The 19,315-nt window shown below is 64.1% G+C and carries 14 protein-coding genes and 1 pseudogene; 12 read left to right on the forward strand and 3 right to left on the reverse strand.

Annotation, left to right across the window (positions count from 1 at the left end; genetic code table 11):
• Positions 1 to 84 precede the first annotated feature (84 nt).
• A complete protein-coding gene (gene ilvA / locus CBP34_RS03095) occupies positions 85 to 1,644 on the reverse strand; it encodes a threonine ammonia-lyase, biosynthetic (RefSeq protein ID WP_094097274.1) in 1,560 nt (519 codons plus the stop codon).
• A 369-nt stretch (positions 1,645 to 2,013) separates the two neighbouring features.
• Between ilvA and CBP34_RS03100 the strand changes: the two genes are divergently transcribed.
• Positions 2,014 to 2,463 carry an OsmC family protein gene (locus CBP34_RS03100; protein ID WP_086926604.1) on the forward strand — a complete coding sequence of 150 codons (450 nt, stop codon included), beginning with the start codon at positions 2,014 to 2,016 and terminating at the stop codon, positions 2,461 to 2,463.
• A 147-nt stretch (positions 2,464 to 2,610) separates the two neighbouring features.
• Here the strand turns inward: CBP34_RS03100 and coq7 are convergent, their stop codons facing one another.
• On the reverse strand, positions 2,611 to 3,228 hold the full coding sequence (coq7, locus tag CBP34_RS03105; RefSeq protein WP_094097275.1) for a 2-polyprenyl-3-methyl-6-methoxy-1,4-benzoquinone monooxygenase: 618 nt from the start codon (positions 3,226 to 3,228) through the stop codon (positions 2,611 to 2,613).
• 483 nt (positions 3,229 to 3,711) lie between these two features.
• Between coq7 and CBP34_RS03110 the strand changes: the two genes are divergently transcribed.
• From CBP34_RS03110 to CBP34_RS03145, 8 genes are all read left to right on the forward strand, one after another.
• The gene (locus CBP34_RS03110) at positions 3,712 to 4,809 is read left to right on the forward strand and encodes a porin (protein WP_094097276.1); all 1,098 of its coding nucleotides are present in this window, start codon (positions 3,712 to 3,714) and stop codon (positions 4,807 to 4,809) included.
• 347 nt (positions 4,810 to 5,156) lie between these two features.
• Positions 5,157 to 6,371, forward strand: a complete 1,215-nt coding sequence (locus CBP34_RS03115; protein WP_157896425.1) for a porin — start codon at positions 5,157 to 5,159, stop codon at positions 6,369 to 6,371.
• Between the two features lie 284 nt (positions 6,372 to 6,655).
• On the forward strand, positions 6,656 to 7,636 hold the full coding sequence (locus CBP34_RS03120) for an ABC transporter permease (RefSeq protein ID WP_086926608.1): 981 nt from the start codon (positions 6,656 to 6,658) through the stop codon (positions 7,634 to 7,636).
• Positions 7,636 to 8,853: a M20 aminoacylase family protein gene (locus CBP34_RS03125; RefSeq protein WP_094097277.1), complete on the forward strand. Its 1,218-nt coding sequence runs from the start codon at positions 7,636 to 7,638 to the stop codon at positions 8,851 to 8,853. Before CBP34_RS03120 ends, CBP34_RS03125 begins: the two co-directional genes overlap by 1 nt.
• A gap of 61 nt (positions 8,854 to 8,914) precedes the next feature.
• Positions 8,915 to 10,492, forward strand: a complete 1,578-nt coding sequence (locus tag CBP34_RS03130; protein WP_157896426.1) for an ABC transporter substrate-binding protein — start codon at positions 8,915 to 8,917, stop codon at positions 10,490 to 10,492.
• A 94-nt stretch (positions 10,493 to 10,586) separates the two neighbouring features.
• Complete coding sequence (locus tag CBP34_RS03135; RefSeq protein ID WP_094099042.1) at positions 10,587 to 11,498, forward strand: ABC transporter permease; 912 nt, start codon at positions 10,587 to 10,589, stop codon at positions 11,496 to 11,498.
• A gap of 112 nt (positions 11,499 to 11,610) precedes the next feature.
• Positions 11,611 to 12,582 carry an ABC transporter ATP-binding protein gene (locus CBP34_RS03140; RefSeq protein ID WP_094097278.1) on the forward strand — a complete coding sequence of 324 codons (972 nt, stop codon included), beginning with the start codon at positions 11,611 to 11,613 and terminating at the stop codon, positions 12,580 to 12,582.
• The gene (locus tag CBP34_RS03145) at positions 12,579 to 13,592 is read left to right on the forward strand and encodes an ABC transporter ATP-binding protein (RefSeq protein WP_094097279.1); all 1,014 of its coding nucleotides are present in this window, start codon (positions 12,579 to 12,581) and stop codon (positions 13,590 to 13,592) included. Before CBP34_RS03140 ends, CBP34_RS03145 begins: the two co-directional genes overlap by 4 nt.
• Positions 13,593 to 13,725: 133 nt before the next feature.
• Here the strand turns inward: CBP34_RS03145 and CBP34_RS03150 are convergent, their stop codons facing one another.
• Complete coding sequence (locus CBP34_RS03150; protein WP_094097280.1) at positions 13,726 to 14,649, reverse strand: LysR family transcriptional regulator; 924 nt, start codon at positions 14,647 to 14,649, stop codon at positions 13,726 to 13,728.
• Positions 14,650 to 14,772: 123 nt separating this feature from the next.
• Between CBP34_RS03150 and CBP34_RS03155 the strand changes: the two are divergent.
• The 3 genes and pseudogenes from CBP34_RS03155 to CBP34_RS03165 all read left to right on the forward strand — a co-directional run bounded on the left by CBP34_RS03155 (position 14,773) and on the right by CBP34_RS03165 (position 19,291).
• Positions 14,773 to 16,898, forward strand: a pseudogene (locus tag CBP34_RS03155) (3-hydroxyacyl-CoA dehydrogenase NAD-binding domain-containing protein).
• A 46-nt stretch (positions 16,899 to 16,944) separates the two neighbouring features.
• Entirely contained in the window at positions 16,945 to 18,153 is a 1,209-nt protein-coding gene (locus tag CBP34_RS03160) for an acyl-CoA dehydrogenase family protein (RefSeq protein ID WP_094097281.1), read from the forward strand.
• Between the two features lie 10 nt (positions 18,154 to 18,163).
• Positions 18,164 to 19,291, forward strand: a complete 1,128-nt coding sequence (locus tag CBP34_RS03165; RefSeq protein ID WP_094097282.1) for an acyl-CoA dehydrogenase family protein — start codon at positions 18,164 to 18,166, stop codon at positions 19,289 to 19,291.
• Positions 19,292 to 19,315: the final 24 nt, after the last annotated feature.

Below are 19,315 nucleotides of genomic sequence, written 5' to 3' on the forward strand. Positions count from 1 at the left end.
TCCTTGGAAACAGCCCTTCGACAAGCTCAGGGCGAACGGGGTCTGAGCTATGTCGCGAATCAGGTTGTTTTGAGCACTTTCCTGTTATTTGGAGCGCAAAAACAACCGGTAGGCCGGGTTCAGCGTTTCCTCCACGCAGGGGTAGCCCAGCGTGGCAAGGAAGGCGTCGAACGCCGCGGCGTCCTCGGGCGGCACCTGCAGGCCCACGAGGATGCGCCCATAGTCGGCGCCCTGGTTGCGGTAGTGGAACAGGCTGATGTTCCAGGTGGGCTGCATCAGGCTCAGGAACTTGAGCAGGGCGCCGGGCCGCTCGGGGAACACAAAGCGCAGCAGGCGCTCGTCTTGCGCCAGTGCCGAATGGCCGCCCACCAGGTGGCGCAGGTGTTCCTTGGCCAGTTCGTCGTGCGTCAGGTCGAGCGACTCGAAGCCGTGGCGCTCGAAGTTCCTGGTGATTTTTTCCGATTCGCCCTTGCCGTGCGTGGTCAGGCCCACGAACACATGGGCGCGCGTGGCGTCGCTGATGCGGTAGTTGAACTCGGTCACATTGCGCGGGCCGCCGGGCAGGCCGCCCACCACCTCGCAAAAGCGCCGGAAGCTGCCGCGTTCTTCGGGAATGGTCACCGCCAGCAACGCCTCGCGCTCCTCGCCCACTTCGGCGCGCTCGGCCACGAAGCGCAGGCGGTCGAAGTTCATGTTGGCGCCGCACAAAATGGCCGCGTAGGTCTCACCCTTGGTCTTGTTTTTGGCAACGTACTGCTTGATGGCTGCCACGGCAAGGGCCCCAGCGGGCTCGACGATGCTGCGCGTGTCCACAAAGATGTCCTTGATGGCAGCGCACACGGCATCGGTGTCCACTGTGATGTAGTCATCCACCAGGCCCTGCGCCACGCGAAAGGTTTCTTCGCCCACCAGCTTGACGGCGGTGCCGTCGGAAAACAGGCCCACGTCGGCCAGCGTGACGCGCTCGTGCGCGTTGATCGACTGGATCATGGCGTCCGAGTCGTTCATCTGCACGCCAATCACCTTGATCTCGGGCCGCACGGCCTTGATGTAGTTGGCCACGCCCGCCACCAGGCCACCGCCGCCAATCGCCACGAACACGGCATCCAGCTGGTTGCTGCCCAGTTTTTGCAGCTGGCTCAGGATTTCCATGGCAATCGTGCCTTGGCCGGCGATCACGTCGGGGTCGTCAAAGGGGTGCACAAAGGTCAGCCCCTGCTCCTGCTGCAGCCGCACGGAGTGATCGTAGGCATCGGTATAGCTGTCGCCCGCCAGCACCACCTCGCCGCCCAGCGCCTGCACGGCGTCGATCTTGAGCTGGGGCGTGGTGGTGGGCATCACCACCACCGCGCGCGTGCCCAGCTTGCGTGCGCTCATGGCCACGCCCTGCGCGTGGTTGCCGGCCGAGGCGCAGATCACCCCTTTTTGCAACTGCTCGGGCGAGAGGTGGGCCATCTTGTTGTAGGCGCCGCGCAGCTTGAAGCTGAAGACGGGCTGCTGGTCCTCGCGCTTCAAAAGCACCTTGTTGTGCAGGCGGCGGCTGAGGTTTTTGGCGGGCTCCAGGGCCGACTCAACGGCCACGTCATAGACGCGGGCGGTCAGGATCTTTTTCAGGTAATCGAAGGGGGTGAGATGCTGGGTCATGTGAGGCAGAAGGTGCGCCGCCGCAGCGAGGGTGGCGGGGCAATCATCATAGGCGCAACGCCTGACGGTCCAGCGCCGGAGTCGTCACTGAGGCATGGCGGGCCGCACCGGCAAGGCAGCACAGGCAAAAAAAAGCCCCAGGCGGTAAAGCCCAGGGCTGAATCCATCCTTTGAGGAGATGGAGGAGACAATCAGTGCATTGCGGCTGCTGGTGACCTTTTTGGCAACCAACCCTTTCTTCTCAAAAGGGCAACGCATGGCGCTATCTTAGCGCGCACGGTGCTGCAATGCAGCAAAATCCACGACAAATTTGTGAGATGGCCAGCCCATTTCGTGAAAAAAACCACGCACCAACAAGGAGTGACAAACATGGAATGCACAGTCAGCTGGACCGGCGGCGCCGGCACGCGCTCGGGAATGGGCTTTGTGGCCGAAACCGGCAGCGGCCATATCCTGGCCATGGATGGCGCGCCCGATGCCGCCAACCCCGCCAACGGCGGGCTCAATCTGGCGCCCCGGCCCATGGAAACCCTGCTGGCCGGCACCGGCGGCTGCACCGCTTATGACGTGGTGCTGATCCTCAAGCGCGGGCGCCATGATGTGCGCGGGTGCAGCGTCAAGCTCACATCGCAACGGGCCGAGGTGGACCCCAAGGTGTTCACCGCCATCCATATGCAGTTCACTGTGACGGGCAAGGGGCTGGCGCCTGCGGCGGTGGAGCGCGCCATTGCCATGAGCCACGAAAAATACTGCTCGGCCAGCATCATGCTGGGCAAGACGGCACACATCACCACCGGCTTCGAGATCGTCGAGGCCTGAGAACGGGAGCAGGTTCTGAGGCAGTGACGGCCCGGCCACGGGTTGTGCCGGGCGGCTGCGTCGGCTTGCACCGCCATGGTGCATTCGCCGCGCCGCTATGCGCAGGGTTGGCGCGTGCCGCCCCCGGTTTAGACCGTGAACACGTTCTTAAACGTAATGTGCCGTGGTTGTCATGACCTTGGCGGCCATCTTCATCATCAGGCGGGCGGGCGCGGGCAGGGCCACGGCGCCAGCATCGCGCGCGCTGGCTGCGTGGCGCTCTTCATCGTCCTTCATGCGGCTGACCACGGCGCGCGAGGCCAGGTCCTCCTGCGGAAGCCGTGCCAGGTGGCCCTGCAGGTGCTCGGACACCTGGTTTTCGGTCTCCACCACAAACCCCAGGCTCACGCGGTCACTCACCTTGGCGGCCACCACGCCCAGCGCAAACGCGCCCGCAAACCACAGCGGGTTGAGCAGGCTGGGCCGGGCGCCCAGGGCGTCAAGCCGTTGCTGCGTCCAGGCCAGGTGGTCGGTTTCTTCGCGGGCGGCTTCCAGCAGGTGGCTGCGCAGCTGGGCATCTCGCGTCACTGCGGCCTGCGCCGTGTAGAGGGCTTGCGCGCAAACCTCGCCCACATGGTTCACCCGCATCAGCGCGCCGGCCAGGCGCTTTTGGGCCGGGTCGAGGGTTGCCTCGGCAAAGGGCGCTGCGGGAGATGCCTCCACCGCATGGGGTTTGGCAAACAGGGTGCGCAGCGCGGTGTCTGCGGCGCTAAGTAGTGAGTCCATGGCTGATTTTCTCTGGAAGTGTTGGCTCGGTCGGGCACGGAAGATGCTTGTATCAATCTGCCGCGTTGCGTTGCATTGTGGCAAATGGGAGGACTATTGCGATCTCCCCGTGTGTGCATTGTGCGAAAGTGGTAGGGAAACAAAACTGATTACAGACAAGAAAGGTTGTTTCACGGTAATTTGCGACGAATTCAGTTGGGTTGGCATGAGATGCCCTGCGTAGCGCGGCATTTTTGTGTGCACAGGTGGCTTCAAGCCGGTGTCATCGTCCGAAGGCCGGCAAGGGTATGGGGGTGCAATGTTGCAACGCCGCAACGAAATTGACCCTGCGTGCCGATTTTCTTTGCGCAAGCGTGCCCCGTCTGGTGCAATAGATGCAACTTCCCCACCAGGAGGTTGGCCCGGGGAACCGGTAGGACTGCGCAGTAGCTGCGCTCAAGACCTCCGAACCGGTGCCCATGTTTAACCTTGGAGTAATTCGCAATGAAAAAATCCCTGATTGCCCTGGCTGTGCTGGCTGCTTCCGGCGCCGCAATGGCCCAATCTTCTGTCACCCTGTACGGCGTCGCTGACGCTGGCGTGACCTACCTGAACGGTAACGACAACTGGAGCGGTGTGACCTCCGGCAACAACCTGACCAGCCGTCTCGGCTTCCGTGGCACGGAAGACCTGGGTGGCGGTCTGAAGGCTAACTTCGTGCTCGAAGGCGGCTTCAACCTGGACAATGGTGATGGCGCTTCCAGCTACGCTGGTGCCAAGGCTGGCGAAGGCTTCCAATTCAAGCGCCGCTCCACCGTGGGCCTGGCAGGCAGCTTCGGTGAAGTGCGCCTGGGCCGCGAACTGACCGCTGCTTACAACGCTACCGCACGTTACGACGTGTTCGGCAGCGTCGGTATTGGCCAGTCGCGTCTGTGGGCCGATGGCGGCGTGGTTGATACCGTTGCTCCCGCTCTCAATGCAAATGGCAACGCTGTTACGACCAATCAGCGTATCAGCAATGCTCTGACCTATGTGTCGCCTGACTTCAGCGGCTTCAAGGTCGGCGTGAACTACGGTTTCGGTGAAACCACGAATGGCAACAGCGACAGCAGCTACATGGGCGCTGGTCTGATGTATGACAACGGTCCTCTGAGCCTGGGTCTGGGTCTGGAACGTCTGAACAACGGTGCAAACTCGGTTGCTGTCAGCGATATCGACGCATGGAGCCTGGGTGGTTCGTACGACTTCGGCGTGGCCAAGCTGCTGGCTGGCTACCGCGAGTCGAAGGTTGATCGCGCTACTGGCGAGAACAAGCGCCTTGGCTACTACGTGGCTGCAACCGCTCCCGTGGGCGCTGGCACGGTGCGTGTTTCCTACAACCGCTACGAAAACGAACTCGCCAATGTCAAGGGCAAGGCTGACCAGTTCGCTATCGGCTATGTGTACGGTCTGTCCAAGCGTACTTCGGTGTACGGCACCTACGCTTACATCAAGAACAAGGACGGCGCCAATCTGTACACGCTGGGTTCCAGCACCCAAGGTGGCCTGAAGAACAATGGATCGCAGCAAGGTGTGCAAGTGGGCGTCAGCCACGCTTTCTAATGAATGGCTGGCGTAAGCCAGTTTTCATAGAAATATGACAAAAGCCACCCGTCGCAAGACGGGTGGCTTTTTTTTGCCCAACATTTTTGTTAGATGCCTGGTTACAGCGAACCGGCTTGACTGCCCACCTTGCGTTCGGCGAAATTGGGCGTCCTCACCATCGGGCGATGGACGGTGGTGTCAGTTGCGTCTATTGCAAAGCGTTGGCTGCACTCGGTTTTTGATAAGTGAACGGTCGTTCTATTAGGGAAAGCCTGTGTAAGCAATACGCAACAAACGCTTACGCACGGGCGTGCCTTTACTACACTGGATTCGCATCCCATCAACCACGGAAAGTGACGCGACCCATGAAAAAAACCGATATCAAGAAGCTGTTCGCCTTCGGCACCGTTGCCCTGGCTTCGAGCTTTGCTTGCGCGCAGACCGCCACCGCACCGACAAGCAGCGTGCAGCTGTGGGGTATTGTGGATGTGGCCTATCGCCACACCAATAACGAAGGTGCAGGCAAAGATAATCTGTCGAAGATGATTGGTGGCGGCATGTCGCAAAGCCGCTGGGGTATCAACGTGGACGAAGATCTGGGCGGTGGTTCCAAGGCCCTGGTTGTTCTGGAAAATCGTTTCAATGCGGATGACGGCAGTGTTTCCACGCCTTACTTCCAGTTGTCCTACGTGGGACTGCAGGGCCCTTACGGTCGCTTGACCGCAGGTCGTCAATGGAACGTCCTGTTCGACGTTGTGACCAGTACCTACGCCTCTTTCCCCTATTCGCCGTACATGGAAGCCTACAAGCCTGAGCTGGGCATGGCCATGGGGGCGCGTACCAGCAATATGCTGAAGTACACCTTCGCAACACCGGACCGCAGTTTCGTGGGTTCGCTGCAATACTCGTTTGACGAGAACAACGACACCAAGGCACTGGAGGCAGGGCTGCCTGCTTCTGCGGCACAGGTTCCTGCCTATGTGGCGTCCACGCTGGGTGGCGGCGCCTGGCAGACAGCTGGCGGCTACCTGCGCTACGCCGCCAACGGCTTTGCATTGGGTGGGGGTTTCATGCGCACGACGCTGCCTGGTGGCACCGATGTCGATGCCTGGACCCTGGGCGGTTCGTATCGCACCGGCCCCTGGTACTTGAACACCGGCTATGCCCTGAACAAGGCGAAATACGAGACGGTCACTAGCACCATCCAGGGTTTCCGTAACACCGTTGACAGGGCGATCCTGGGCCAGTTCTGGGCTGGCCAGACCAATGGCGGCTTCCAGCCGGGTGATGCCGACAAGCGCCAACTGTTCAAGGTGGGCGTGGGCTATCAGCTGACGCCTCAACTGAACCTGGGTGCGCACTACTTCCGCGGTAAGCAATCGGGCTCGGCCTCGGGCGCATCCAACGGTAAGGCCAACTTCTACGTCGCCGTGGCGGACTACGCCTTCAGCAAGCGCACCGACGCCTACTTCGGCGTAGATCGCACCAGTCTCAGCGGGGGCAGCGCGCTTGTGCTTGACACAGCGAGCCGTGCCCGCAGCCGTACCGGTATCACCGCGGGTATTCGTCACCGCTTCTAAGTCACTGGTGGGAGAAGGAAGAGCACTGCTCCGGCGCGCCGGAGCGGTGCTGGTTTCCAAGGGGGAAGCCGGATCGCTAGCGATAGTGATCCGGTTTTTTTCTTTTCTGCATGGGCATGAGCGGGCTTGTTGCTTCAGGTGCCCGCTGAGCAGCAGCGGTTGGTCTGGTTCCTGCATGCAAGCAGTGGATTGCACGGGCCTTTTTGGGCCTGGTGCACGCGAAAAACATCGTTTGTTGCGAGAAACTTCCCTGTTAGCATGGTCCATCATTCTTTGCTTTACCGATGCTCGCCTTTATTTTGCATCGCCTGATCCAGGCCGTCATCGTGATGATCGCCGTGGCCTTCATCTCGTTCATGCTGTTCCAGTTCGTCGGCGACCCGGTGGTGTTCCTGCTGGGGCAGGACGCCACGCCGGACCAGATCCGCGACATGCGTGCCGCGCTGGGGCTGGACAAGCCGTTCATCGTGCAGTTCTGGCACTTCCTGGTGAACGCCGCGCAGGGCGAGTTCGGCCTGAGCCTGCGCCAGGGCGCCAAGGTGTCGCGGTTGATCGCCGAGCGCTTCCCGGCCACGCTGGAACTGGCCTTGGTGGCCGCGGCGCTGGCGCTGCTGGTGGGTGTGCCCATGGGGGTGTATGCGGCGCTCAAGCGTGGCACGTTCATCAGCCAGGCTTTCATGACCTTGTCGCTGCTGGGCGTGTCGTTGCCGACCTTTCTGATCGGCATTCTTCTCATCCTGGTGTTTGCCGTGGTGCTGGGCTGGTTCCCCAGCTTTGGCCGCGGCGAGGTGGTGCAGATCGGGTGGTGGACTTCGGGGCTGCTCACGGCCAAGGGCTGGCACCACATCACGCTGCCGGCCGTCACGCTGGCGATCTTTCAGCTCACGCTCATCATGCGCCTGGTGCGCGCCGAGATGCTGGAGGTGCTGCGCACCGACTACATCAAGTTTGCCCGTGCACGCGGCCTGTCCAACCGGGCCATTCACTTTGGCCATGCGCTCAAGAACACGCTCGTGCCGGTGATGACGATCACCGGGCTGCAACTGGGCGGGCTGATCGCCTTTGCCATCATCACCGAGACGGTGTTCCAGTGGCCGGGCATGGGGCTGCTGTTCATCCAGGCGGTGACGTTTGCCGACATTCCGGTCATGGCCGCCTACCTGTGCCTGATTGCGCTGATTTTTGTGGTGATCAACCTGGTGGTGGATCTGCTGTATTTTGTGGTCGACCCGCGCCTGCGCGTGGGCAATGCCGGAGGGCACTGATGCTCAATCCACGCTGGAAAGCCGGCGGGCGCGCCTTTGCCCACATTGCGCAATTCCACCCCGAACTGACCGCGCTGCGGCGCGATCTGCATGCCCACCCCGAGCTGGGTTTTGAAGAGCGGTACACCGGCCGGCGCGTAAAAGAGGCTTTGCAGTTGTGCGGTGTGGACGAAATCCACGAAGGTATCGGGCGCACGGGCCTGGTGGCAGTGGTGCGCGGGCGCAGCCAATCAAGCGGCAGCATGGTGGGCCTGCGCGCCGACATGGACGCGCTGCCCATCACCGAGCACAACGACTTTTCCTGGAAGTCGTGCAAGCCGGGGCTCATGCATGGTTGCGGGCACGACGGCCACACCGCCATGCTGGTGGGCGCCGCCCGTTACCTGGCCGAAACCCGCAACTTTGATGGCACCGCCGTGCTGATCTTCCAGCCCGGCGAAGAGGGTTTTGCCGGCGCCCGCGTCATGATGGAAGACGGCTTGTTCGACCGGTTTCCGGTGCAATCCGTGTTTGCCATGCACAACTGGCCGGCCATGAAGCCGGGCACCGTGGGCATCAACACGGGGCCCATGATGGCCGCGGCCGACCGCATCACCATCGAGATCACCGGGCGCGGCGGCCATGGCGCCCACGCCTACCAGACGGTGGACGTAGTGCTGGTGGCGGCGCACATCATCACCGCGGCGCAGAGCATTGTTGCGCGCAACGTGCGGCCCATTGAAAGCGCCGTGGTCAGCCTGTGCGCCATCCAGGCGGGTGACCTGGGCGCTTTCAGCGTGTTGCCGGGCACGGCCACGCTAGTGGGCACGGTGCGCACCTTCGATCCGGCGGTGCAGGAGATGGTGGAGCAGCGCCTCAAAGAGCTTTGCAGCGCCATTGCCCTGGGGTTTGGCGCCACGGCCACGCTGCATTACGAGCGCATGTACCCCGCCACCATCAACACCGAAAGCGAGGCCCTGTTCGCGGCCGACGTGGCCGAGTCACTGGTGGGCGCCGACCATGTGGTGCGCGACCTCGAGCCCAGCATGGGGGCGGAAGATTTTTCGTTCATGCTGCAGACCAAGCCCGGCGCCTACCTGCGGCTGGGGCAGGGCACGGGCGCCAGTGGCAGCGCGCTGCACAACAGCCGCTACGACTTCAATGACGATGTTCTGCCACTCGGGTCGGCGCTGCACGCCAGCCTGATCGAGCAGGCCATGCCCCTGCAGACGCCCTGACTCGCCCGCGACCCGTTTGAAAGCCTGAACGCTTGTCCCAGTCCATTCCCAGGAGATTTGCATGAAATTTCAGCAGAAAACAGCAGTGGCCCTTGTACTGTATGCGCTAGCAGCTACCAATTTGGTAGCAAATGCCCAGACGATCCGGATCGCCAACCAGGGTGATGCGCTCTCGATGGACCCGCACTCGCTCAACGAGTCGCTGCAGCTGAGCACCACGGGCAATGTGTACGAGCCGCTGGTGGGGCGCAACAAGGACCTGAGCCTGGCGCCTGCGCTGGCCACGGCCTGGAAGCAGACCGCGCCCACGGTGTGGCAGTTCGAGTTGCGCCGGGGCGTGCAATTCCATGACGGCACCCCGTTCACGGCAGACGATGTGCTGTTCAGCTTTGCGCGCACCCAGGCCGATGGCTCGGACATGAAGAGCTACACCAACGACTTCAAGGAAGTGCGCAAGATCAACGATTTTCTGGTCGAGATCGAGACCAAGACGCCGTTCCCCATTCTTCCGGACGTGATCTCGCAAGTGGCCATGATGAGCAAGAAATGGTGCGAGACCAACCAGGCCCTGACGCCGGTGGACCGCCGCAAGGGCATCGAGAATGCCGCGTCGTTCCGGGCCAACGGCACGGGGCCATTCCGCCTGCGCGAGCGCCAGCCCAACGTGCGCACGGTGTTCACACGCAATGGCACTTACTGGGGCAAGATCGAGGGCAATGTGGCCGAAGTCATCTTCACGCCCATTGGCAACGACGCCACCCGTGTGGCGGCGCTGCTGTCGGGCGAGGTGGACGTGATGGAGCCCGTGCCGGTGCAGGACATCGAGCGCGTGAACAACGGTGCCAACACCCGCGCCATCACCGGCCCCGAGCTGCGCACCATCTTTCTGGGCATGGACCAAAAGCGCGACGAGCTGCTGTATTCGAGCGTGAAGGGCAAGAACCCGTTCAAGGACAAGCGCGTGCGCCAGGCCTTCTACCAGGCCATCGATATCGACGGCATTAAAAAGACCGTGATGCGTGGTGCATCCAACCCCTCCGCGCTGCTGGTGGGCCCTGGCATCAATGGGTTTCAGCCCGAAGCCAAGCGCCTGCCCTACGACGTGGAAGCCGCCAAGAAGCTCATGGCCGAAGCGGGCTATGCCAGCGGCTTCGAGGTGTCGATGAACTGCCCCAACGACCGCTATGTGAACGATGGCCGCATCTGCCAGGCTGTGGCGGCCAACCTGGCGCGCATCAACGTCAAGATCAACCTGCAGGCCGAAACCAAGGGCACCTATTTCCCCAAGATCTTGCGCCGCGACACCAGCTTTTACATGCTGGGCTGGACGCCTTCGACCTACGACGCACACAACGCGCTCAATGCCCTGATGGCCTGTGTGGACGACAAGGGCGCGGGCCAGTTCAACCTCGGTGCCTATTGCAACCCCAAGGTGAACGAGCTGACCAAAAAGATCCAGGCCGAGACCGACAAGGCCCGGCGCAACGCCATGATCAAGGAGGCGTTTGACCTGCATGCCGCCGATGTGGGGCACCTGCCGCTGCACCAGCAGGCCCTGGCTTGGGGCGTGAGCAAGAACGTCAAGCTCGTGCAACTGGCCGACAACTACATGCCCTTCAAGTGGATGAGCAAGAACTGACCTGCTGCCCACCACGACTTTCACTGTCCCCGTGGGCAGCCAGGCATGGCTGCCCGGTGCGGCGGGCCTGGCTCCCTGTTTTTTGGTTCCTGTGATGAAAAAAACCCTTGCGCGCTGGCTTGACAGCGATGTTGGCTACAGCTTTCGCACCTCGCCCATGGCCATGGTGGCGGCGGCGATTGCCGTGGTGTGCGTGTTCTGCTCGCTGTTTGCGGGCTGGGTGGCGCCGCACAATCCGTTCGATTTGTCCACGCTGGAACTCAGCGATGCACGCCTGCCCCCGGCATGGAGCGCCGAGGGCTCGCGCAAATACCTGCTGGGCACCGATGACCAGGGGCGCGACATTCTCTCGGCCCTGATCTACGGCGCCCGCATCTCGCTGGTGGTGGGCCTGGCGTCGGTGCTGCTGTCGGTGGTGGTGGGCGTGGCGCTGGGTCTGCTGGCCGGTTTTCGGGGCGGCTGGATTGATGCGGTGCTGATGCGCCTGTGCGATGTGATGCTGTCTTTCCCCGCCATTCTGGTGGCCCTGCTGATCGCGGGGGTGGGCCGCGCGCTGTTTCCCAATGCGCACGAATCGCTGGCCTTTGGCGTGCTGATCTTTTCCATATCGCTCACGGGCTGGGTGCAATATGCGCGCACGGTGCGCGGCTCCACCCTGGTCGAGCGCAACAAGGAATATGTACAGGCCGCGCGCGTGACCGGCGTGGCCCCGCTGCGCATCATGCGCAAGCATGTGCTGCCCAATGTGCTGGGCCCGGTGATGGTGCTGGCCACCATCCAGGTGGCGACGGCCATCATCACCGAGGCCACGCTGTCGTTTCTGGGGGTGGGAGCGCCGCCCACGTCCCCATCGCTGGGCACGCTGATCCGTGTGGGCAACGATTATTTGTTCTCGGGCGAGTGGTGGATCACGGTGTTCCCGGGGCTCATGCTGGTGCTGATTGCGCTGTCGGTGAACCTGCTGGGCGACTGGCTGCGCGATGCGCTGAACCCGAGATTGAGATGACCCCCTGAGTCGCTTCGCGCCATCCCCCCAGGGGGACGCCGCCAGTGGCCCGGCAAAGCCGGTTCCACGGCGTCCTCTGGCCTGGGCCGTGCCCTTGCAATGAATCGCTGATATGTCCCTGCTTGAAGTCAAAAACCTCGTCGTCGAATTCCCGGGCCGCCGCGGCACGCTGCGCGCCCTGGATGACATTTCGTTCTCCATCGCCCCCGGCGAGATCCTGGGCGTGGTGGGCGAATCGGGTGCCGGCAAGTCGCTCACGGGCGCTGCCATCATCGGCCTGCTGGAGTCGCCCGGCCGCGTGGCCTCGGGTGAGATCCGGCTGGAAGGCCAGCGCATCGACAACCTCAGCGATGCGCAGATGCGCCATATCCGGGGCCGGCGCATCGGCGCGATCTTCCAGGACCCGCTGACCTCGCTGAACCCGCTGTACACCGTGGGCCGTCAGCTCACCGAAACCATCCAGGCGCACCTGCCGGTAACGGCGGCCGAAGCGCGGCGGCGCGCCATTGCGCTGCTGCAGGACACCGGCATTCCGGCGGCCGAGCAGCGCATCGACCACTACCCGCACCAGTTCTCGGGCGGCATGCGCCAGCGTGTGGTGATTGCCCTGGCCCTGGCGGCCGAGCCGCAACTCATCGTGGCCGATGAGCCCACCACGGCGCTGGATGTGTCGATCCAGGCGCAGATCATCACGTTGCTCAAAGCCATCTGCAAATCGCGCGGTGCGGCCGTGATGCTGATCACCCACGACATGGGCGTGATCGCCGAAACCTGCGATCAGGTAGCGGTGCTCTACGCCGGGCGCGTGGTGGAAATCGGCCCGGTGCACGAGGTCATCAACCACCCAGCGCACCCCTATACCGTCGGCCTCATGGCCTCCATCCCCGACATGGCGCAAGACCGCGAGCGCCTGAACCAGATTGACGGAGCCATGCCCCGCCTGAACGCCATTCCTGCGGGCTGCGCCTTCAACCCGCGCTGCCCGCGCCGCTTTGACCGTTGCACGGTCGAGCGCCCAGACTTGCTGCCCGCCGGGGCCACCCGCGCGGCCTGCTGGCTGCACGCACCGGAGGTGGCGGCATGAGCGCGACAACACCTTCCAGCACCCCGCTGGTGCGGGCGCATGACCTGGCCAAGACTTTCGATGTCTCGGCCCCCTGGCTCAACCGCGTGCTCGAACGCAAGCCGCGCACGCTGCTGCACGCCGTGGATGGCGTGAGTTTCGACATCGAAAAAGGCAAGACGCTCGCCCTGGTGGGTGAATCGGGCTGCGGCAAGAGCACCGTGGCGCGCCTGCTGGTGGGCCTGTACGAGCCCACGCGCGGCGGCCTCACCTTTGATGGGCAGGACGCGCATGCCGCCTTCAAGGGGGGCAACGCCAAGGCCATGCGCCGGCGCATCCAGATGATTTTTCAGGACCCTTATGCCAGCCTCAACCCGCGCTGGCTGGTGGAAGACATCATCGGCGAGCCATTGCGCGAGCATGGCCTGATCACCGACAAGGCCGAGCTCAAGGCCCGCGTGGGCGAGCTGCTGCAATCGGTGGGCCTGTCGCCGCTCGACATGGTGAAGTACCCGCACCAGTTCTCGGGCGGGCAGCGCCAGCGCATCTCGATTGCGCGCGCTTTGGCCACCGAGCCCGAGTTTCTGGTGTGCGATGAGCCTACCAGCGCGCTCGATGTGTCGGTGCAGGCGCAGGTGCTCAATATCATGAAGGACCTGCAGCGCGAGCGGCACCTGACCTACCTGTTCATCAGCCACAACCTGGCCGTGGTGCGCCATGTGAGCGACCAGGTCGGCGTGATGTACCTGGGCCGCCTGGTGGAGCTGGCCGACAAGCACACGCTGTTCGACACGCCGCGCCACCCCTACACACGCATGCTGCTCGATGCCATCCCCAAGATGCACGACACCGGCAAGGCGCGCACCCCCGTGCAGGGCGAGGTGCCCAATCCGCTCAGCCCGCCGCCGGGCTGCGCCTTCAACCCGCGCTGCCCGCATGTGAACGAGCGCTGCCGCGTCGAGCGGCCGCAGCTGCTGAGTCTGGGGGGCATCCGCATTGCCTGCCACGCGGTGGAGGAAGGGCGGATCTGAGTGGTTAAATGCTCCTGAAAAAGGAGCTGCTTGCGCCTATTGGGCAAGCGCTTGCAGCCTATTTGATCGCAGATTTAACTGCAAGGTGCGAAGTGCGAAGTGGGACGGGCGTGATCAAGCGCGGCAGGCCGGGTCACGGCGCCAGCAGGCCCGGCGCTGACGGGTCGGTGGCGGGCAGGGCGCGGCCCAGCAAATACTCGATGCAGGTGCGTACCGCCCGCGTCTGGTGGCGGTCGGGCATGTAGAGCATGAACATCTGCGTGCCAAAGATGCTCAGGCGCCATTCGTCCAGGGTGGTCAGCACCTCGCCGCTGGCCACGGCGTCCTCCACCACATAGTCGGGCACCAGCCCCACGCCCAGCCCGGCCAGGATGCCCTGGCGCAGGAACGGGAAGTGCTCGGAAATCAGCGTTGGTTCCAGCGTCACTTCCTGGCGTTCGTCGCCCCGATAGGCGCGCAGGCGCAACTGGCGCCCGACGACACCCGCCGTGATCAGCGGCGCGGTGCGCAGTGCCTCCGGTTCCGTGGGCAGGCCGTGCGCCTGGGCATAGCCGCGCGAGGCGCAGGCGACATAGTGCACCGCCCCCATATCGCGGGCCACCAGCGTGGGTGGGGGTTCGGGCATGACGCGGATGGCGATGTCCACCTCGTCGCGAATCAGGTCGTCCACCCGGTTCTCGAAGCGCACATCGAGCACGATGCCCGGGTACAGGCGCTTGAAGTCGATCAGCCAGTCGGACATCACCATCTGCCCGTAGCCGCTGGGCACGCTCAGGCCCACGCGGCCTTGCAGGCCCTGGCCCAGCGTGGCGATGGTTTCGCGCGCCGCCAGCATTTCGTTCTGGATGGCGCGGCCATGCTGGTACAGGCGCAGGCCCACCTCGGTGGGCTCGACCCGGCGCGTGGTGCGGCGCACCAGTTGCACGCCCACTGACTTTTCGAGCTGGTTGAGGTGGTAGCTCACGTTGGCACGCGACATCTTCAGATTGCGCGCGGCCTGGCTCAGGTTGCCGGCGTCCAGGATGTCCACGAGGACGGTCAGGGAAGTGAGTTCCATAAATGGGGTGTGAACGGCTGCGTCAAGGATTATTTGACAGTCTGTCAATCGTTAATGTAATTGTCAAGATTGTTTGGCGCATCAACAATACCGGTTCTGTCCAATCTTCCAGGAGACTCCCGCATGGGCGCACCCACCCCCGATTCCGTTGTCACCACCGCCCGCGTGGGCGCCATCCTGGTCGTGACTGTCAACAACCCGCCCGTCAATGCATTGGGCGTGGCCGTGCGCCAGGGCCTGGCCGCTGCCATGGCCGCCGCACAGGCCGACGACGCGGTTGCCGGTGTGCTGCTGGTGGGTGCCGGCAAGGCCTTTATTGCGGGTGCCGACATCCGCGAGTTTGGCAAGCCCGCCATGCCGCCGTCGCTGCCCGAGGTGTGCCGCGCCATTGAAGACTGCACCAAGCCCGTGGTCGCGGTGCTGCATGGCGCCGCGCTGGGCGGTGGCCTGGAGGTGGCGCTGTCGGCCCATTACCGCCTGGCGCTGCCCGCCGCCAAACTGGGCCTTCCCGAAGTCTCCCTGGGCCTGCTGCCCGGCTCCGGCGGCACGCAGCGTGCGCCGCGCCTGATGGGTGCGCGCGCCGCCACCGAGCTGATGCTCAGCGGCAAGCATCTGTCGGCCAAGGCCGCGCTGGCTGCCGGCCTGGTGGACAAGTTGGTCGAGGGCGATGACGCCCTGGCCGCCGGCTTGGCCTATGCCAACGAACTGCTGGACCAGAAGGCCCCCGTGCGCCGCACGCGCGACATCGCCATTACCGAGCCCGCCGCAGCGCTGGCCGACCTGGAACTGCTCAAGACCGAGACCGCCAAGAAAACCCGCGGCCTGTTCTCGCCGCTCAAGATCATCGAGTGCGTGCAGGCGGCCGTTCAGCTGCCTTTTGACGAAGGCATGGCCCGCGAACGCGCGCTGTTTCTCGAGTGCCTGGACAGCCCGCAGCGTGCCGGCCTGATCCACGCCTTTTTTGCCGAGCGCGAAGTGGTCAAGGTGCCCGAGGCCAAGGCCGCCGCACCGCGCCCCTTTGCCACCATCGCCATCATCGGCGGCGGCACCATGGGCGCCGGCATCACCGTGTCGGCTCTGGACGCAGGCTATCCCGTGACCATGATCGAGCGCGACGCCGAGTCCATCGCCCGGGGCCGCGCCAATGTGGAAAAGGTCTACAGCGGCCTGGTCGCCAAGGGCCGCATGACCGAAGAGGCCAAGGCCGCAGTCATGGCCCGCTACACCGGCAGCACCTCGTATGACGATCTGGCCAACGTGGATCTGGTGATCGAGGCGGTGTTTGAAGACCTCGAAGTGAAGAAGGCCGTGTTCAAGGAGCTCGACCGCGTGTGCAAACCCGGCGCGGTGCTGGCCACCAACACCTCGTACCTGGACATCGACGCCATCGCCGCCGCCACCCGCCGCCCGCAGGATGTGATTGGCCTGCACTTCTTCAGCCCGGCCAACATCATGAAGCTGCTGGAGATCGTGGTGCCCGCCAAGGTCAGCGCCGACGTGGTGGCCACGGCCTTCGAGCTGGCCAAGAAGCTCAAAAAAGTGCCGGTGCGCGCCGGTGTGTGTGACGGCTTCATCGGCAACCGCATCCTGGCCGTGTACAAGCAGGCCGCCGACTACATCATGGAAGACGGCGCCAGCCCCTACGAAATCGACGCGGCCGTGCGCGGCTTTGGCTTTGCCATGGGCCCGTTCCAGGTGACGGACCTGGCCGGCGGCGACATTGGCTGGGCCACACGCAAGCGCCGCGCTGCAGCGCGCAAACCGGGCGACCCAAGGCCCGCTACGTCGAAGTGGCCGACCGCATCTGCGAGCGCGGCTGGTTTGGCCAGAAGACCGGCCGCGGCTTTTACCTCTACCCCGAAGGCGCCCGTGTGGGCCAGCCCGACCCCGAGGTGCTGGCCATCGTCGATGCCGAGCGCGCCAGGAAGGGCGTCACGCCGCGCCAGTTCACCGCCGATGAAATCATGCGCCGCTACATGGCGGCCATGGCCAACGAAGGCGCCAACGTGGTGCACGAAGGCATTGCGCTGCGCCCGCTGGACGTGGACGTGACCTTCATCTCCGGCTACGGTTTTCCGCGCTACCGTGGCGGCCCCATGAAGTGGGCCGATATGTACGGCCTGCCCCAGCTGCTGGCCGACATTGAAGCCTTTGCCAAGGAAGACCCGCTGTTCTGGAAGCCCTCGCCGCTGCTGATCCGGCTGGTGCAGGAAGGCAAAAACTTCGACAGCCTGAACCACAGCGCGTGATGGCGGTGCCGTTGTTCAACCCATTGACCGAAAGAACCGAGACACCATGGACCTGAATTTCACCCCCGAAGAACAAGCCTTCCGCGCCGAGGTGCAGGCTTTCCTGCAAGAAAAACTGCCGGCCCGCATCGCCAACAAGGTCAAGGCCGGCCAGCGCCTGACCAAGGAAGACCAGGAGGAATGGCACGCCATCCTCAACGCGCGCGGCTGGCTGGCCAACCACTGGCCCGCGCAATATGGCGGCCCGGGCTGGGGCGCCGTGCAGAAGTTCATTTTTGACAACGAGTGCGCCGTGGCCGGTGGCCCGCGCATCGTGCCGTTCGGCGTCAACATGCTGGGCCCGGTGCTCATCAAGTATGGCAACGAGGCGCAAAAGCAGCACTGGCTGCCGCGCATCCTGAGCGGTGCCGACTGGTGGTGCCAGGGCTACTCCGAGCCGGGCTCGGGCTCGGACCTGGCCTCGGTCAAGACCACGGCCGTGCGCGGTGTGGATGCCCAAGGCGCGCACTACATCGTCAACGGCCAGAAGACCTGGACCACCCAGGGCCAGCACGCCAACATGATTTTTTGCCTGGTGCGCACCGACCGCGAAGCGCGCCCGCAGTCGGGCATCAGCTTTTTGCTGGTGGACATGAACACGCCTGGCGTGGAAGTGCGCCCCATCCGCACGCTCGACGGCGATCGTGAAGTCAACGAAGTGTTCTTTACCGACGTGCGCGTGCCCGCCGAGAACCTGGTGGGCGAGGAAAACAAGGGCTGGACCTACGCCAAGTTTTTGCTGACCTATGAGCGCACCGGCATTGCTGGCGTGGGCTTCTCGGTGGCCGCGCTGGAAAAGCTGAAAGTGGTGGCCAGCAAGGTGCAGCGCAATGGCCGCCCGCTCGACCAGGACCCGCAGTTTGCCGCCCGCATGGCCCAGGTCGAGATCGACCTGGAAAACATGAAGACCACCAACCTGCGCGTGATTGCCGCCGTGGCCGGTGGCGGCGTGCCTGGCGCTGAAAGCTCCATGCTCAAGATCCGTGGCACCGAGATCCGCCAGGAAATCCTGTCGCTGATCCGCCGCGCCGTGGGGCCCTATGCGCTGCCCTTCATCGAAGCGGCCCAGTACGAGGGTTACGCCGATGCGCCCGTGGGGCCCAAAGAGGCCGCCACGGCGGCGGCCAACTATTTCAACTACCGCAAGCTGTCGATTTTTGGCGGCTCCAATGAAATCCAGAAAAACATCATCTCCAAGATGATCCTGGGCCTGTGAGGTTGCAGCCATGAATTTTGAACACACCGAAGACCGCCGCATGCTGGCGGACACCCTGAACCGTTTTGTTGCTGAACAGTACGGCTTTGAAACCCGCAACGCCATTGCCTATGGCGACGTCGGCATGCAGCCCGCTTTGTGGAGCCAGTTTGCCGAGCTGGGCGCCATCGGCGCGCTGTTCCCTGAAGCCGACGGCGGCTTTGGCGGCGCAGGCTTTGACGTGGCCGTGGTGTTTGAAGCCCTGGGCCGGGGCCTGGTGGTCGAGCCCTTCCTGGGCGCGCTGGTGGTCGGGCGCGCCCTGGCCGCTGCGGGCACGCCCGCACAAAAAGAGCAGATTGTCAGCCTGATCGACGGCAGCACCGTGGCGGCGCTGGCGCATGACGAGCCCGGCAGCCACTACGAAATGGCCCGCGTCAGCACCCGCGCGGTGCGCAGCGAAGGCGGCTGGGCACTCACCGGCGCCAAGGCCGTGGTGGTGCAGGGCGACAACGCCCAGCTCTTGCTGGTGTCGGCGCGCACCGCAGGCGCGGTGGACAGTGAGGACGGCATTTCGCTGTTCCTCGTACCTGCCGACGCTGCGGGCGTGGCACGCCGTGGCATGGGTCGCATCGACGGCGGCCGCGTGGCCGAAATCACGCTCGACAATGTTCACGTCGGTGCCGATGCGCTCCTGGGCACCGAGGGCCAGGGCTTTGCCACGCTGGAGCTGGCCGTGGGCTGGGGCGTGCTGGCGCTGTGCGCCGAGGCGCTGGGCGCCATGGAAGTGGCCAAGAAAGACACGCTCGAATACCTGCAGACGCGCAAGCAGTTTGGCGTGCCCATTGGCAGCTTTCAGGCCCTGCAGCACCGCATGGCCGACCTGCTGCTGGAGGTGGAGCAATCGCGCTCGGCCGTCATCAACGCGGCGGCTGCCATGGACAGCGCCGACCGCGTGGAGCGCGAGCGCGCGCTGTCGGCTGCCAAGTTCACCATTGGCCGCATTGGCGCGCTGGTGTCGGAAGAAAGCATCCAGATGCACGGCGGCATTGGCATGACCTGGGAGCTGCCCTTGTCGCACTACGCCAAGCGCCTGGTCATGATCGACCACGAACTGGGCGACGAAGACCACCACCTGGCGCGCTACATGGCGCTGGGCTGAAATGAGCAACCCCCTGAGCCGCTT

The sequence above is a fragment of the Acidovorax carolinensis genome (assembly GCF_002157145.1).
In the GTDB taxonomy this organism is placed as follows: Bacteria; Pseudomonadota; Gammaproteobacteria; order Burkholderiales; family Burkholderiaceae_C; genus Acidovorax; species Acidovorax carolinensis.